The organism is Shewanella litoralis (genome assembly GCF_009828585.1).
In the GTDB taxonomy this organism is placed as follows: Bacteria; Pseudomonadota; Gammaproteobacteria; order Enterobacterales; family Shewanellaceae; genus Shewanella; species Shewanella litoralis.
In genome coordinates this window covers 15,235-30,946 of sequence record NZ_WSRZ01000001.1, presented here as the reverse complement: position 1 = coordinate 30,946, position 15,712 = coordinate 15,235, and the positions used below count along the sequence as shown (strand labels likewise).

At 44.3% G+C, this 15,712-nt stretch carries 16 protein-coding genes; 5 read left to right on the top strand and 11 right to left on the bottom strand.

All coding sequences use genetic code 11. From position 1 onward, the window contains the following. Positions 1–50 precede the first annotated feature (50 nt). Genes GQA99_RS00165 through GQA99_RS00150 form a run of 4 tightly spaced genes read right to left on the bottom strand, consistent with a single transcriptional unit; the run spans position 51 to position 2,874 of the window. Positions 51–1,223 carry a Kelch repeat-containing protein gene (locus GQA99_RS00165; RefSeq protein WP_160051831.1) on the bottom strand — a complete coding sequence of 391 codons (1,173 nt, stop codon included), beginning with the start codon at positions 1,221–1,223 and terminating at the stop codon, positions 51–53. Positions 1,224–1,277: 54 nt separating this feature from the next. Further along, the gene (locus tag GQA99_RS00160) at positions 1,278–1,616 is read right to left on the bottom strand and encodes a hypothetical protein (RefSeq protein WP_160051829.1); all 339 of its coding nucleotides are present in this window, start codon (positions 1,614–1,616) and stop codon (positions 1,278–1,280) included. A 2-nt stretch (positions 1,617–1,618) separates the two neighbouring features. After that, positions 1,619–2,389 carry an anti-sigma factor family protein gene (locus tag GQA99_RS00155; RefSeq protein WP_160051827.1) on the bottom strand — a complete coding sequence of 257 codons (771 nt, stop codon included), beginning with the start codon at positions 2,387–2,389 and terminating at the stop codon, positions 1,619–1,621. Next, positions 2,386–2,874 carry an RNA polymerase sigma factor gene (locus GQA99_RS00150; RefSeq protein WP_160051825.1) on the bottom strand — a complete coding sequence of 163 codons (489 nt, stop codon included), beginning with the start codon at positions 2,872–2,874 and terminating at the stop codon, positions 2,386–2,388. The genes GQA99_RS00155 and GQA99_RS00150 overlap by 4 nt, the downstream gene beginning before the upstream one ends. 142 nt (positions 2,875–3,016) lie before the next feature. On the opposite strand from GQA99_RS00150, the gene GQA99_RS00145 reads away from it, so the two are divergent. Continuing rightward, on the top strand, positions 3,017–4,414 hold the full coding sequence (locus GQA99_RS00145; RefSeq protein WP_160051823.1) for a S8 family serine peptidase: 1,398 nt from the start codon (positions 3,017–3,019) through the stop codon (positions 4,412–4,414). Here GQA99_RS00145 and GQA99_RS00140 read toward each other — a convergent pair. The 5 genes from GQA99_RS00140 to prmA form a co-directional block, all read right to left on the bottom strand. Beyond that, on the bottom strand, positions 4,397–5,329 hold the full coding sequence (locus tag GQA99_RS00140; RefSeq protein ID WP_229785952.1) for a surface lipoprotein assembly modifier: 933 nt from the start codon (positions 5,327–5,329) through the stop codon (positions 4,397–4,399). The two genes, GQA99_RS00145 and GQA99_RS00140, sit on opposite strands and share 18 nt — an antisense overlap. A 74-nt stretch (positions 5,330–5,403) precedes the next feature. After that, positions 5,404–6,381, bottom strand: a complete 978-nt coding sequence (locus GQA99_RS00135; protein ID WP_160051821.1) for a serine-rich family protein — start codon at positions 6,379–6,381, stop codon at positions 5,404–5,406. A 233-nt stretch (positions 6,382–6,614) separates the two neighbouring features. Continuing rightward, positions 6,615–6,920 (bottom strand): DNA-binding transcriptional regulator Fis, encoded by a 306-nt coding sequence (gene fis / locus GQA99_RS00130; RefSeq protein WP_011635942.1) that lies wholly within the window; start codon positions 6,918–6,920, stop codon positions 6,615–6,617. A gap of 23 nt (positions 6,921–6,943) precedes the next feature. Continuing rightward, a complete protein-coding gene (gene dusB / locus GQA99_RS00125) occupies positions 6,944–7,906 on the bottom strand; it encodes a tRNA dihydrouridine synthase DusB (RefSeq protein WP_160052179.1) in 963 nt (320 codons plus the stop codon). A 298-nt stretch (positions 7,907–8,204) separates the two neighbouring features. Continuing rightward, the gene (gene prmA, locus GQA99_RS00120; protein ID WP_160051819.1) at positions 8,205–9,086 is read right to left on the bottom strand and encodes a 50S ribosomal protein L11 methyltransferase; all 882 of its coding nucleotides are present in this window, start codon (positions 9,084–9,086) and stop codon (positions 8,205–8,207) included. 272 nt (positions 9,087–9,358) lie between these two features. Here prmA and GQA99_RS00115 point away from each other — a divergent pair, with 272 nt between their 5' ends. The 4 genes from GQA99_RS00115 (at position 9,359) to GQA99_RS00100 (ending at position 13,724) form a co-directional block, all read left to right on the top strand. Then, positions 9,359–10,102 (top strand): fumarate reductase cytochrome b subunit, encoded by a 744-nt coding sequence (locus tag GQA99_RS00115; protein ID WP_160051817.1) that lies wholly within the window; start codon positions 9,359–9,361, stop codon positions 10,100–10,102. Between the two features lie 12 nt (positions 10,103–10,114). Further along, positions 10,115–12,109 (top strand): fumarate reductase flavoprotein subunit, encoded by a 1,995-nt coding sequence (locus tag GQA99_RS00110; protein WP_160051815.1) that lies wholly within the window; start codon positions 10,115–10,117, stop codon positions 12,107–12,109. After that, positions 12,106–12,843, top strand: a complete 738-nt coding sequence (locus tag GQA99_RS00105; protein WP_160051813.1) for a fumarate reductase iron-sulfur subunit — start codon at positions 12,106–12,108, stop codon at positions 12,841–12,843. The genes GQA99_RS00110 and GQA99_RS00105 overlap by 4 nt, the downstream gene beginning before the upstream one ends. Positions 12,844–13,022: 179 nt before the next feature. After that, entirely contained in the window at positions 13,023–13,724 is a 702-nt protein-coding gene (locus GQA99_RS00100; RefSeq protein WP_160051811.1) for a hypothetical protein, read from the top strand. 149 nt (positions 13,725–13,873) lie between these two features. Here GQA99_RS00100 and rho read toward each other — a convergent pair whose 3' ends face one another. Next, positions 13,874–15,136 (bottom strand): transcription termination factor Rho, encoded by a 1,263-nt coding sequence (gene rho / locus GQA99_RS00095; protein WP_160051809.1) that lies wholly within the window; start codon positions 15,134–15,136, stop codon positions 13,874–13,876. Between the two features lie 224 nt (positions 15,137–15,360). Next, a complete protein-coding gene (gene trxA / locus GQA99_RS00090) occupies positions 15,361–15,687 on the bottom strand; it encodes a thioredoxin TrxA (protein WP_160051807.1) in 327 nt (108 codons plus the stop codon). Between the last annotated feature and the right edge of the window lie 25 nt (positions 15,688–15,712).

Genomic DNA, 15,712 nt, shown 5'->3' with positions numbered 1-15,712 from the left:
GCGCATTAATAAGTCGCAGAGAGATCATTTACTAACGCGCAATGGTATTATTACTTGATAGTGCAGGTTTCATTGGTACTGAGTGTGGTCGTTATGACTTGATTACTCACTTGTTGCTGCGACAACATGCCGCCAACCCGCAATAAAGTATGTTGCCAGCACAGCAAGCCTCGATGATCCATACTCGGTTGCGATAAGGTCTGTGGCGTAAGCCATTGCTTACTCGCTAAGTCGAAGCGGTATTGCTGGTTACCGGGCTCACTTGGTTGACCGTTATAGCCAATACCTGAATAGTTATAGGGATTATCACTGCCACCTAAAAAGACGATTTGACCGCCTTTTGACGTCATAATACCTGTAGCAGCCATACGATAATGCGCTGTTGGCTGGCTTGCTGATTGCTCCACGGGTAGATTTGCAATTGAGTAATGCGGCAATAATTGCCAATCAATACGCAAGTGATTGTGAGGGTTAATCTCTCCCAATAAACACACGGGGGAGGCTTTATAGCTGCGACGTGCATTAATATTTGGCTGTACTGTGACCCCATCACACAACACTAGCTGATTACCGACTATGCCAACAGCCTGTCCAAATACTGCTGGCGCAGGGATAGGGCTGGCTTGCGCCCAGCTGTCGGTTTGGGTGTCATACACTTGAACTAAATTAACATTGCCGTCATTGTGCCAACCGCCAAACAAATAAATATAACGTTGCTGATAGGTGGCTGCTGTGGTGTCATCAACCGCAACAGGCATGTCGGCTATACGCTGATAGCTATTGCTACTAATTGAATATCGGTAGTTGTCTACAGTGCTTATTTCATCATGGTTTTCAGCCACGGTATAACCACCAAATACATATGCATGCTCTTTTATGCCCACTGCAATAGCCGCTAAGCGACCAGAAAGCGGCGCCACATGCGGTACCGCTTTTATCGATTGCCATTGAGTTGCTGGGCGATTGATGGGTAATGCCCACGCTAAGTTATGCACATCTTGATAATCTTTGCCTTTACCAAGGCCCATAAAGCTTAGTAAATACGTTTGCTCGTTGCTGTGTACCATCGCGACCGCGTTATTGCTCACGGCTTGAGGTAAAGGCGTTATTTGATTAGCGTAGAGCGGCGCAGATACCATCACGACTGACCATATACATACTTTACGCAAATGCTTAATAACCGGTTTAAAAGTTAGATAATGAGGTTTAGTTAAGCGTGGCATGAAGTCGGTCCTGTGTTGATATGTGACGAGTACAGTAGGTTATTGAGTGTTAAATTAAGGCCTAATGCCTTTGCCCATGCGTATTTCAATTGTCTGTATATATGGCGCTTTTTTATTATCTGGGCCATTTTGTTCGACAATAATATACCAATCAAAGCCAAGTTGCTCGGTTAGTGTAGACGCTTGAGTTTGTGCATAAACCAGTAAATTTGCATTGTGGTTGCTGGTGATGCTGAGCAGGTAGTAATTATCGGTAATTTTGCGTTCAAGGTAACGATAACCTTCTGCTTGTTTATATTGCGGTGCAGCAGTTGTGCTGCCACAACCACTGAGCACGACAAGGATGAGTAGCCAACCAAGTAAGCCGCTAAGTAATTTAACCGCAGTGTACATTTTTACTGTCCTCTGGCTAATTGATTCAGGGCTTGTTGCTCTTGTACCAGCGTTAAGGGCGCATCGGCAATGAGCTGGTCTAGCACGTCATCTAAGGCTGAGCCACCGCTTGCGGTTTGATATTGGGCCTGATGATCAGGATTGACGGTATATTCCACACTGGCTATTTGTTGCCATTGCCCTTGTTGCTCGCAAGCTATGGTACTGCTTTGTTGTGAATTATCTTGCCTCGCATATTGGCGGCACAATTGGCCTTGAGGATTGTAAAAGCTGAGCTGGATTGTCATTACGCTGTCGTCATCGAGCATGGTTTCAATACCACTTGGCAGGTGATTAAGTGGCTCGTTAATGTCGTCAAGTAATAATGAATTATTTTGAGCGGCAAGGTCAGTTTGGCTTGGCGAGTCGATTTGATAGATGCCATACCCTGCGATAAGCGCTATTACGGCAACGGCTGCGGCATATTGTTGAACATGTTGCTGTGCTTTACGCCACCAGGGAAACGCAACCACGTTGTCGGTCACGGGATTGTTTGTCACTAGATTGTCAGCCTTTGGTTCAACATTGGCTAATAATGCTTGGGTAGCTGCAGGAATAGGCTGTTGGTCAATGGCCTGATAATGCTCTTGCACCATAGCATCAACCATTGCCAGTTCGGCAAGTCGCTCTGCAATATCTTCATTATCGACAAGTGCCACTCTAACCTGCTCCATTTCATGCTCAGGTAATTCGGCATCTAAAAAGGCGGATAAGGTTTCATCGCTTAGGTTCATGCCATGCTCCCGTTGGGTTGTTTAAAAAAGCTGACCATATTGGCTCTTGCTCTGGCTAGGCGGCTCATAATGGTACCGGTAGGAATGGCCAATACATCAGCCGCTTCACTGTAACTCATCCCCTGTACCGCAATTAACGATAGCACTTCACGTTGGTCATCCGATAAGCTGTTCATGGCCTGATTAACTTCACCGAGTGTTATGTCGTTAATCATATCTGCTTCACCGTCGCTGTAGTTTTCAGCTTGTAGTTCGGGCTTTTGGGTTGCCTCGGTGCGTACTTTTTGTGAGCGATAATCATCAATCCATTGATTACGGCATACTTTAAATGCCCATTTTAGCAGGGGTACATCCTCTGGTGGTGGCGACTTAAGGATGCGCAGTAGCGTATTTTGCACTAAGTCATCGGCATCGGGCATTGATCCGGTTAATGAGTAGGCAAAGCGTCTTAATGCTGGCAGCAATGTGGTTAATTCTGTCTTCATGTTTTAAGTTAGCCTTAACGTGGTACTTATAGGGATAACGAGTCAATAGATTATTTATTCCAGTGGAGAGGGAATTTTTTATTGTTGTCAGACGTTTTAATGTTACACACTATACGCCAAGCCAGGTAAATCAATGAGAGTAATGAAAAAGTATACACTGACATTATTAGGCTTAGCCTTTGTACCTTGGGTGGCTACAGCCCAGTTATTACCTATTACTCAGTTGCCTGACACCATTGTGGATCACCTTGATCGCAGCGTAAACCGTAATGCTGAGCGCCTACAAGAATTAAAACAACAACGTTTAATTGAGCAGCAATTGCAAAAAACACTCGCGATTAAAGCCCAGCTATTAGACCCGCTACTGCAATTACCTAGCGTGTTACCCATATTAGATACCCGTAAACAGCTCGTGTGGAATGAGGTTGAAGTTGAACTTGGGCAACGCGCGGTTGAACGTGAATGGCTGTTACTATTATCAGAAAATCAATGGCAGCAAGTACTCGAGGTGATGCCTGCATTAAGTCAGTACGTACACACTAACAAAGGCTTAGACAGCTTAGATTTACAATTGATTAAATTGCGAGTTCCAGAGTCTCTAGACAGTAAACACATGTTGCGCCAACAATTGCCTGCACTGCTCGCGCCTTATTTAAGCCGTAATTTTATTTATCAACCACAAACTCAGGCTATTGAAGTATCAACTACGGCCCCACAAGCCGCGATAGAAGCAGCAGATAACAACATGCCTGCTGCCATGTGCGAATTACCTATTTCGTTGGGTATGGTCGATACAGCCATTAATCCCAAACACAACGCCTGGCCGAATATGACTGAGCGTTTTGCATTAATTCAACAACACTTTTTACCTGCCGATATCGCCACTTCATACAGCCATGGCACAGCCGTAGCAGGTGTTTTGGCTGGTGCAAACGATGGGTTGAGCCCATTATTGCCATCACTTACCTTGTACAGTGCGGGGGCGTTTTATGCCCAAAATGAATACCAACAAGGGGCTACATTAGACAGCATTCTTCAAGCATTAAATTGGTTAGTGGCACAGCAAAGTCGGGTAATCAATATGAGCTTAACAGGGCCAGATAATCCAGTATTAAGCGAAGTGGTAACTCGGTTAGTTGCGAAGGATATTATTTTGGTCGCGGCGGCGGGTAATGGCGGCCCTGCTGCGGCGCCATTGTATCCCGCGGCATATGATGGGGTTATCGCCGTTACCGCGGTTGATGATTCAAACCGTTTATATCGCTGGGCTAATCAAGGTGAATATATTGACTTTGCGGCATTGGGGGTAAAAGTATTAACTACTCGAGCTGACGGCTCTGTTGGACGTGAGAGTGGTACGTCAATGGCGACGCCTGTAGTGAGTGCTAAAGTGGCATGTTTGCTGGCCTCAACACCCACATTGACACTGGCGCAAGCTGTGCAGCAACTACAACAACAAGCGCAAGACTTGGGCGAACCAGGTAGAGACAGTCAATATGGCTATGGTTTATTAACTCGCCCGTTAAAAGCTGGCTTGTAGCATCAACCCTGCTCGGGTTTCATCGTAATCTGCTGTGCTTAAGGTGGATTGAAAATCACCGTATTCGACCGAGGTTAATACCGCCCAATGTTGGCCTAAATTAACCTCCCATTTGGCATCATATTGCTGGTGTATATCATCTCGGCGGCTGCCATCATCTTGAGTTTGATAATCTCGTTGGCTCAGTTTAGCGCCAAACTGGATTTTTTGTTGTATTTGCCATAACGAAAACTGATTAGATATGCGGGCATTTAATCCTGTCGCGGTGTAACTAAACTCAGTGGCATTGGCCTCTTCATCTTCATAGGTTGCCCCCACTGAAATAAAGCGCTGGCCCTGGTTAAAAAACCAAAAAGAGTCAACTGCAGCGCTATAACTTTTGGCATCACGTTGCTCAATTTGGTCAAACTGTTTATCGGCATGCACTAGGCTTGGCCGTAAAAACCAGCTATCGGATAAACTGTGCATGGTATAAACGCTAAATTGGTTTAAGGTTAAAAAGTCGCTGCCATCTAAATCAGCCTGGGCATGATACACATTGGCACCTATGGTGGTTGTGGTTAGTGCATAGCTCACATCAGCAAAGGCTAACTGCAGGCGTGAATCATAATCGCTGGCAGTTTGATAGCTTTTATCATTGATACTGTAACCACTGTCTATGCGTAAGTTGTCACTCACTTGCCAACCTAGGTCGAGTTGAGCATCAAGCACGACCGCAGAGTCAGACTCGCCACTCGCCTGCTCAAGCTCACTAATGTTAACGTTAGACTGATACTCCATTCCGGCTTTGGCTTTACCGCTAAATGACCATGCATCGACATTGTCGTTTGCCGATACGTTTACCCATAATAATGGGCTTGCACTGGTGAGTACGATAGCTGTTGAAAGCGCAGTGTTACGATTGAATAAGGCCATGATGTGAGATCCTAAAGTCAACAGGGAAGATAAGCCGGCAATATTGCCGGCATAAACGAGGTAGGATTAAGCGCTTATAAACCGCTGGTTAATCGAATCGTATTTTGGATTGTATTATTTACTTCAGCACTTACGGTTTGACTCACGGCTTGGGTCACTTGTTCACGTGCATTTTGTTGAACTAACTCGCTCGCACTTGCCTGTAATTGCTGTTGAACAGCAGTTAATGCACTGGCATTGACCGCGGCAGATGTGGCTTGTGACACTGCAGCGCTCGTTGATGCTGACACGGCGTTGCTGGTGGTCGCAAGTGTATTGGCTGTCATGCTGCTTTGAAGTTGCTCCGCACTATTGATTGCGCTGGTCGTTGCTAACTCGGTTGCACTATCTGCTGCACTGTTTAAAGCGAGTTCAGTTGAGTTTACCGCAGTTAACGCAGTATTAACTGAGCTTGCACTCAACTCAGCAGATGTATCAGCTGTTGTGGCAACCGCGGTAGAGGCCGATGTTAGCGTTTGTGTCGCTGCCATTTCAGCCGTCGCCTCAGTTTGACCGCTAAGTTCAGTCGCTAGTGTCACGCCGCCATTCGCTAAGGCGCTAAGTTGTGAACTGGCAATTTGAGACACAGAATCTACATTGGCAATTGTGGTGTCAACACTTGAGTTGATTGATGAGTTGACTGCCGTTAGCGTTTCCGTCGGCATTGATAGTGTTAATTCGCCGTTAGCTGATGTTGATGATTCAGCAGTCATTGAGTCAGCATCATTTGTTTCGCTTGATTCAGCGCTGTCAGTGTCATTAGCTGCAGTTTGCTCTGCGCTCATATCAGTGCTGCTTTCATTGGCGGTATCTGAGCTTGCGGTATCATTAGATGCTGCAGCCTGGTTACTATTTTGAAGATTAGCGCTAGCACTTAATTGTGTTGATTGACCTTGGCTAAATTGCACATCAGCTTGTGCAGAAGTTGAGGTTGAAACTGACATTTCAGCACTCATGGCCATCGTTGAAAAACAGGCTAGTGCGATTAAAGTAGGTTTGAATAATGTGTTCATTGTAGTTCCCTCGTTGTTGTCGTGATTGACACAGTGATAACGAGACAGCGACAGATTCTATTCCATTTATTTTTAATAAAATTGAAAATAAATTAAATTTACAACGAAAATTATTCCTAAGTTGTTGTAAATTAATTTTTTTATGTTTTTTAAATTATGTGGGCAATTAAAAACAAAACGGGCTTATCATTGCTGATAAGCCCGTTTCATTACAATCACTGAGACGTTAAGTCTTAGTTCATGCCGTATTTCTTTAATTTCTTACGTAAAGTACCACGGTTGATACCTAACATATTAGCAGCGCGCGTTTGGTTGCCACGAGTGTGTTGCATAATGATGTCTAGTAAAGGCGCTTCTACTTCGCACAATACCATTTCATATACTTCAGAAGCTTCCTGACCGTCTAACTGAGAGAAGAAGTTAGTTACGGCACGTTTAACTGCGTCACGTAATAACTGCGGCTTGATAGTGCCGTTTGCTGTTTCGATTTTGCCTACGGTAAGCTGGTGAACTTCTGTGTTAGTTGTCTGATCAAACATTCTATTCTGCTCTTTATTAAATTCTAAACTAATTCATCAAAATAACATTCCACTAAGGAATGTTGCTGGGCAGCGGTTTCAAGCCGATTGAAGTCAGCACGAAATTGGCGCTGTTCCTCATGGTTTAGGTACCACCCGACGTGCTTTCTAGCAAATCGGACACCTTTGTATTCGCCATATAAGTCATAAAGTTTGTTAAGGTGTTCAAGCATCACTGCGCGTTGCTCGTCGGCCTTAATTGGCGCTAACTTTTTACCTGTTTCCAGGTAATGTAGGATTTCTTTAAAAATCCAGGGCCTTCCTTGTGCACCTCTTCCTATCATCAGGGCATCGGCGCCGGTATAGTCAAGCACAAACCTGGCTTTTTCCGGACTGTCGATGTCCCCGTTGGCGACAACAGGAATTGAGACATTCTGTTTGATTGCTTTAATGGTGTCGTACTCGGCAAAGCCTTTGTACATGCATTGTCTTGTGCGGCCGTGAACGGCTAACGAAACAATGCCACAATCTTCGGCAATCTTGGCTATTTCAACACCATTACGATGCTCAGGTTCCCAACCTGTTCGAATCTTTAACGTTACTGGCACATCGACTGCACCTACCACGGCTTGCAAAATATCTTTGACTAAGTCGGGGCTTTGCATGAGTGCTGAGCCAGCAAACTTTTTATTCACTTTCTTTGCCGGGCAGCCCATATTGATGTCAATGATGTGCGCGCCTTGTTCAACGTTGAACCGTGCGGCATTGGCCATTAACTCAGGATCTGCACCTGCTATTTGTACGGAGCGTACACCTTCTTCACCAGAATGCGTCATGCGCTGGCGGCTTTTATCGCTGTCCCAAACTTCAGGATTTGATGAAAGCATCTCTGATACGGCTAAGGCTGCGCCATAGCGTAAACAGAGATTTCGAAAGGCCTGATCGGTGACACCTGCCATTGGTGCCACAATCAGCTGGTTAGACAGTTGATACGGGCCAATTTGCATTGCGAACTTCACCTTGCTCTTCAAAGGGGCGCTATAGTAGCCCTTTTTGACGGCCATGAAAAGGTCAATAAATGACCTAAATGCAACTTTTTTGCTTGACTTTTATTGGCTGTCACATCTTTGACTAATAATTGGCATTTTTACACGGTGTTTCAGGGCTGGTGCGAGCTGTAGCTCAACTTTTTTATTGACGCTGGGAGTTTTGGAGGTTGTTAATAGGCTGTAAAAAATTTTAAGTGGGTTGTTTTGTTGATAAAACAACCCACTAATCGTTCAATATTGATCGCTACCAAGGTGATTATTTACGGATGCCGCTGAGTCGACTCCAGTCTTCTTTATGGCAAGCAGGATCCATATCAAACCATTGGCTATAAAAGTCCGACACTTCTTGTGCCTGTTCTTGCAATAAACCCGATAATGCTAGCTTACCACCGGTTTTGACTTTTTCGGCAATCAGTGGCGCTAATTCTTTTAATGGACCCGCTAAAATGTTGGCAACCAAGACATCAGCTTGCAGGTTTTCAGGTTGATTTTCTGGTAAATACAGCGCTAATTTGTCGGCTACATCGTTGCGCTCGGCATTGGCGGTCGAAGCATCAATGGCCTGGTAATCAATATCAACACCTGTGACTTTTTTGGCGCCAAGCTTAATGGCTGCAATGGCTAAAATACCTGAACCACAACCAAAGTCGATCACTTCCTGGTCAGTTAAATCTAAACTGTCTAGCCATTCTAAACAGAGTGCTGTGGTCGGGTGGGTACCGGTACCAAAGGCAAGACCTGGATCAAGAATAACGTTAACCGCTGCAGGATCTGGAATTTCCCGCCAGCTTGGGCATATCCATAAACGTTGACCAAATTGTATAGGGTGGAAGCTGTCCATCCACTCGCGTACCCAGTCTTTGTCTTCAACCTGTTCTATTTTATGGGTAAAACCTTTACCTAAAAATGGCATGGTTTCTAAAAACTCGATGGTTGGGGCTAAATCTGTTTCGGCATCAAATAAGGCGATTAAGATGGTGTCTTGCCACAGTGGGGTTTCGCCTAATTTAGGTTCAAAAATCGGCTCGTCCTGGCCATCTTCATAAGTGATGGAAACTGAACCGTGATCCATTAATAAGTCACCAAGCATGTCTGCGTGGTCGCGATGGGTGTGAATGCGCAATTGGATCCAAGCCATGGAATGTTCCTAATCAATAAAATTAATACACGTATTGTTGGCCGCCATTATACCCAAACCGCCTACATTTGTGCGTTTTCATCGACACTTTATCTGGCTTATTTTTAAAAGCCTGCTGGTGGCAAGTTGATTGGGTATATGTGATCGGCTTCTAACAAACCAGTAAATATAGGTGAGCGCAGTCACGGATTGTTTTGTGTCCAGTGCTGTTGTCGCTGAAGTCTTGCTATGGTCAATGTCTCTTATTGTGTCAGCACAGGATGTAATCATTTATGGCCGCGAACCCTTTGCCAGCAAAAGCTGTCTTGAGTAGCAATCATGCAAAAGGATTTAGTCACCCTATTTGGGCTGCTAGGGCAGACAGATTACAAAGTGCAACGGGTGTGTTGCTAGGGCTTTTTTTAATTATGCATCTGCACTTTGAGTCGAGTATTTTATTCGGTAAGGAGGTCTTTTATCAGGTAGCACAGTTTCTTGAAGGCGGTATTTTCAGTGAAACTGGCCATGGATTTCCAATTCTTACCCAAATATTTTCCGCATTTATGCTGCTGATTGTGCTTGTTCATGCGGTGTTTGCCTTGCGACGTTTTCCTACACAAATTGGCCAATGGCGTGCTTTACGCCAACAGATGCAGTTTCTACCCCATGAAGATACTAAGATTTGGTTTTGGCAAATGATCAGCGGTTTTTTACTGTTTTTCTTAGTGCCAGTGCATCTCTTTGCCATGATGACGAATCCTGAAATTGGCCCACACTTATCGGCTGAACGCGTCGTGCATCACAATGCGTGGATGTTATATGTACTGCTATTACCCGCTGTTACCGTCCATGCCATTTTTGGTTTGTACCGGGTATCAATTAAGTGGGGATTAACAACCCAACGCTTTGCATTATTAAAGTTAGCGAAAGTGCTTTTGGCGTATTTAATGGTGCTGGGCGTCGCAAGTTTAGTGGCATATATCATTATTGGTCGCTCATTGAGCTTACCTGTGGTGCCTTTTGTACCTGGTTTGTAATAAGGATATGTTGTGAAAATTATTTATACCGATTCCTTAGTGGTTGGGGCAGGACTTGCAGGTCTTAGGGTCGCGATAGCGTCTAAAGAGCGCGGCCTCGACACCATTGTATTATCACTTATTCCGGCTAAACGTTCCCACTCAGTGGCGGCTCAAGGTGGCATGCAGGCCAGTTTAGCCAATACCGTTAGCGGTATGGGTGACAATGAAGATGTGCATTTTCAAGATACGGTAAAAGGTTCTGACTGGGGCTGCGATCAGAACGTTGCCCGAATGTTTACCCATTGTGCGCCTAAAGCCGTACGCGAATTAGCCCATTGGGGCGTGCCATGGAGTCGAGTGAGTCAAGGTGATCGTGAGGTCATTGTTAATGCACAAAAAGTCACCTTAACCGAGGCAAAAGAGGCTCACGGGTTAATTAATGCCCGTGATTTTGGCGGCACGCAAAAATGGCGTACTTGCTACACTGCCGATGGCACAGGGCATTCATTATTATACGCTGTCGATAATCGCGCTATTTCTATGGGTATTCCGGTCCATGAGCGCATGGAAGCGCTGAAGATTATCCACGATGGCAAACGTTGCCATGGGGTGATTGCGCGCTGTTTAATTACCGGTGAAATACGTGCATATGTGGCTAAATCGACCACCATTGCAACCGGTGGTTATGGTCGCATTTATGAAGTGTCTACCAATGCGATTATTTGCGAAGGTATTGGTCAGGCATTAGCGCTAGAAACAGGTGTGGCCACACTTGGAAATATGGAAGCGGTACAGTTTCACCCTACAGCTATTGTCCCAGTAGGGATTTTAACCACAGAAGGGTGTCGAGGAGATGGCGGCGTATTGCGAGACAAAGATGGCTATCGCTTTATGCCTGACTACGAGCCCGATAAAAAAGAGTTGGCATCACGCGACGTAGTTTCACGGCGGATGACTGAACATATGCGCAAAGGTAAAGGCGTGAATAGCCCTTACGGCCCGCATTTATGGCTAGATATTACGCTATTAGGCCAGAAGCATATCGATACTAACCTGCGCGAAGTCAAAGAGATTTGCCAGCACTTTTTAGGTATTGACCCGGTAACAGAGTGGATCCCTGTGAGGCCCACCCAGCATTACTCTATGGGCGGCATTCGTACTAAGCCAAATGGTGAAAGCCCGCAGTTATCTGGGCTCTTTAGTGTTGGTGAAGCGGCGTGTTGGGATATGCATGGTTTTAATCGTTTAGGCGGTAACTCGTTAGCTGAAGCCGTAGTGGGCGGGATGATTATTGGTCAATACGTGGCTGATTTTTGTGAGCACACCTCCTTGAACATTGATACCCAGTTAATTGAAAGTTTTGGCCAACAAATTGATGCAGAAATAAACCAATTAATCGACGGCAATGGCACTGAAAAAGCCATCACCTTAAAGCAAGAAATGCAAAAAATAATGATGGATTACGTGGGCATTTTCCGCAATGGAGCTCAATTGGATCAAGCGGTAAAAGCACTTAGCGAATTGTTGATGCGCTCACATAATATTGGCTTAACCTGTAAAAAGCGTCATGCAAACCCGGAGCTGGTGGACGCATTACGAGTGAAACGCATGTTAAAGGTGGCGTTGACGGTTGCTTGTGGTGCTAATGCCCGTACAGAAAGTCGTGGTGCACATTCTCGCGAAGATTATCCTGAGCGAAACGACCGCGATTGGCTTAATCGAACACTGAGTTCATGGCCTGATGAAAATGCATTACTGCCTACACTGACTTATGAAGCAATCGATGTCATGGGCATGGAGTTACCACCGGGCTATCGAGGTTACGGCATCAATAACGCCATTGCTCATCCTGATACCCAAAAACGCCAGCAACAAATTGAACAAATATTGACAGAATTAAATAATCCAAGCGATCGCCATGCAAAACAAGCGGCGTTGATGCCATATGAGCTACCCGATCAATTTAAGCCTGCAAATCAAAGATTGTTTGATAACGTCGATGTTAAAGGAGATACCGCCAAATGAGCCAAGCCCGTCAATTGACGTTTTCAATATTTCGATATGATCCGCAAGATCCCAATGATAAACCGCAAATGGTTCGTTATGTCATTACCGAAACCCCTGGCATGACAGTCTTTATTGCATTAAATAAAATACGTGAGACGCAAGACCCATCGCTGCAATTTGATTTCGTCTGCCGAGCAGGCATATGTGGCAGTTGCGCCATGGTCATCAATGGTAAGCCAACATTGGCTTGTCGTACGCTGACCGCTAATTTCCCTAGCGCTGAGATTAAGTTAATGCCATTGCCAGGGTTTGAGCTAATTGGCGACTTATCGGTTAATACCGGTAAGTTTATGCGTGAATTAGCAGAGCGATTGCAGTTATGGTTACACCCCAACGATACAGACATGGACATTCATCGTATTGAAGCGCCGATGGCGCCAGAAGAAGCAGCCAAACTTTATGAGCTTGAGCGCTGCGTAGAATGTGGTGTGTGTGTGTCGGCGTGTGCTACTAAGCAAATGCGTGACACGTTTGTGGGGGCAGTAGGATTAATGAAAATAGCTCGTTTTGAGTTAGACAGCCGTGATAGCCGCACCAGTGATGATTTTTATCATGTTATTGGTAATCAAGATGGTGTATTTGGTTGTATGACGTTACTGGGCTGCCAAGATGCTTGCCCTAAAAATTTACCTCATATGCAACAAATTGCTTACCTTCGCCGAAAAATGACTCTAAGTGTGACTAATTTATAATAGGCTTAATGAAATTAGCGCTAGCTAATGTGCTTTAAAATCTATAAAACAGCCGCTTACTGAACTTTTAAACTCAGTAAGCGGCTATTTTCATTTTAGGGCGTTATACAGTATTGTTAGCTTGTAGATTCTAATCTGCGATGATTCGCGACATATAGCGATAAAAAAGGAGTTTAACAATGCAAGCTCAGTTTACTGTTCAAATCGATTCATTTCATAAAATCAGCAAAATTCCTAACGCCTGGTCAAATGAAGATTATTTACATCTTATGGCATTAATGGGCCTTGATGATGGCTTAGAAGGCATGGATTCTACTGAGTTGCGAGAAATGTGCATGATGTCGCTAAATGACTTGGGCGACGTCGAAGCCGCGAAGATTGTATTGAGTCATTTGTTTATTGACGAAGTGACCGAAGGCAAAATCGATCAACTAGCCAATGACATGGTTGGCGACAGAATGTGGGAAGAGTATTCTGATTGCCTGTTCCATGAACGCTTTTTCAGTGCTTACGCTTTACTGCGTGAAGCCTTTAATGGTGTGTTTGCCCAGCCTACAGGGGTTGAGTTTAGCGTTAACATTACCGCTAAAGATGCCGATGATTTAACCCTGTTCGATGAATCGTTGCATGCTGCAATGGTGCGACTATTATCTGCAGGCTTAAGTCCTGATGCCTTAATGCACCGTTTGTACGAAGACCAGATTAAAGGCACGCATTTTCCTGAATCAGAAGGGATTTTATGGAAGCTTGAGCTGGTAGCAAGTGAAGGCTTATCGCGCCAATATAAAATGGTCAGCTCGGCATTTTGGTTTGAGCAATTTGCCAATGTCGAACAGTTTGATGCTAATAGCCATGCCGACACTGTTGATGAAGATGAATAGGTTCAATATTAGCGGTCTGTGAATGGTAGATTATTGCTTTTAGCTATTACACTATCACTTTTAGCTAATGGCGTTCTCCATAAAAAGCACAAAAAAATGCCGCTAATATTAGCGGCATTTTTACGATTTTTTTGCGTACAAGTTAATAACTACTTGGCGCGTTTCATCGCAGTAAAGAATTCTTCATTGGTTTTGGTCATCGCCAATTTATCGATTAAGAATTCCATTGCAGAAACTTCGTCCATTGGATGGAGAATTTTACGTAAAATCCACATCTTTTGAAGTTCATCTGGCGTTGTTAGTTTTTCTTCACGGCGTGTACCAGAGCGGTTAAAGTCAATCGCTGGGAATACACGTTTTTCAGCAGCTTTACGAGAAAGGTGTAACTCTTGGTTACCGGTACCTTTAAATTCTTCGTAAATCACTTCGTCCATTTTCGAGCCAGTATCAACTAACGCGGTAGCGATAATGGTTAAGCTGCCACCGTGTTCAATGTTACGTGCAGCACCAAAGAAACGCTTCGGGCGGTGCAGGGCGTTAGCATCAACACCACCGGTTAATACTTTACCCGATGATGGGATAACAGTGTTGTAAGCACGTGCTAAACGAGTGATAGAGTCTAACAAAATCACCACGTCCTTTTTGTGCTCAACTAAGCGTTTAGCTTTTTCGATAACCATCTCAGCAACTTGAACGTGACGGCTTGCTGGTTCATCAAAGGTTGAAGCAATCACTTCACCTTTAACCATGCGCTGCATTTCGGTTACTTCTTCAGGACGCTCATCGATAAGCAATACCATCAACACTACATCTGGGTTGTTGTAAGTAATACTTTGGGCAATGTTTTGCAGTAATAATGTTTTACCCGCTTTAGGCGGAGCAACAATCAAACCACGTTGACCTTTACCGATAGGCGAACACAGATCAAGTATACGAGAGGTGATATCTTCTGTTGAACCGTTACCGCGTTCCATGCGAAGACGTTCTTCGGCATGCAATGGCGTTAAGTTTTCAAACAGGATTTTATTACGAGAGCTTTCTGGCTTATCAAAGTTAACTTCGTTGACTTTTAACAGTGCAAAATATCTTTCGCCTTCTTTAGGCGGGCGGATTTTACCAAAAATGGTATCACCGGTACGCATGTTAAAACGGCGGATTTGGCTTGGTGATACGTAGATGTCGTCTGGACCCGCAAGGTATGAGCCATCTGAACTTCTTAAAAATCCGAATCCATCTTGGAGGATTTCTAATACACCGCCACCGAAGATGTCTTCTCCGCTTTTAGCGTGAGCTTTTAAAATTGAGAAGATAATATCTTGCTTACGAGTACGAGCCATGTTTTCTAATTTCATGCTTTCAGCAAGAGAAACTAGATCCGAAATGGGCGTGTCTTTTAATTCTGTTAAATTCATGTATGGGAGTCTTGTGTTACGCGACGAAGCTTACCGCAATCAATCAGTAAGGTTGAAAAGAAATTATGTGATTGATAAACGAGAAGAGGTTAATTTGAAAAAATCTGATGAATAAATTAGCACTTTATGTGTTAGCCGTCCAGAAATTTAGGCTTAAATTGATCTAAAAACGGCACAAATTGTATAAAACTTGTGCCGTTTAACACTTTTAGTCTGTTTGATGCTTAGATCTGAGCGTCAATAAACTCTTTTAATTGTGTCTTAGACAGTGCGCCCACCTTAGTTGCCACTAATTCACCGCCTTTAAACATAAGCAATGTAGGAATACCGCGTACGCCATATTTAGCTGGTGAAACGTTGTTTTGGTCAACGTTTAATTTTGCCACAACCAACTTGCCAGCATACTCTTCAGCAACGTCGTTTAAGATTGGGGCAATCATTTTACAAGGACCACACCACTCAGCCCAGAAGTCTACTAAAATCGGTAATTCAGACTTTAATACGTCGTTTTCAAAGCCGTCATCGCTAAGGTATACAATTTTATCGCTCATGTTGTTCTCCAGATTTGGTTCCATT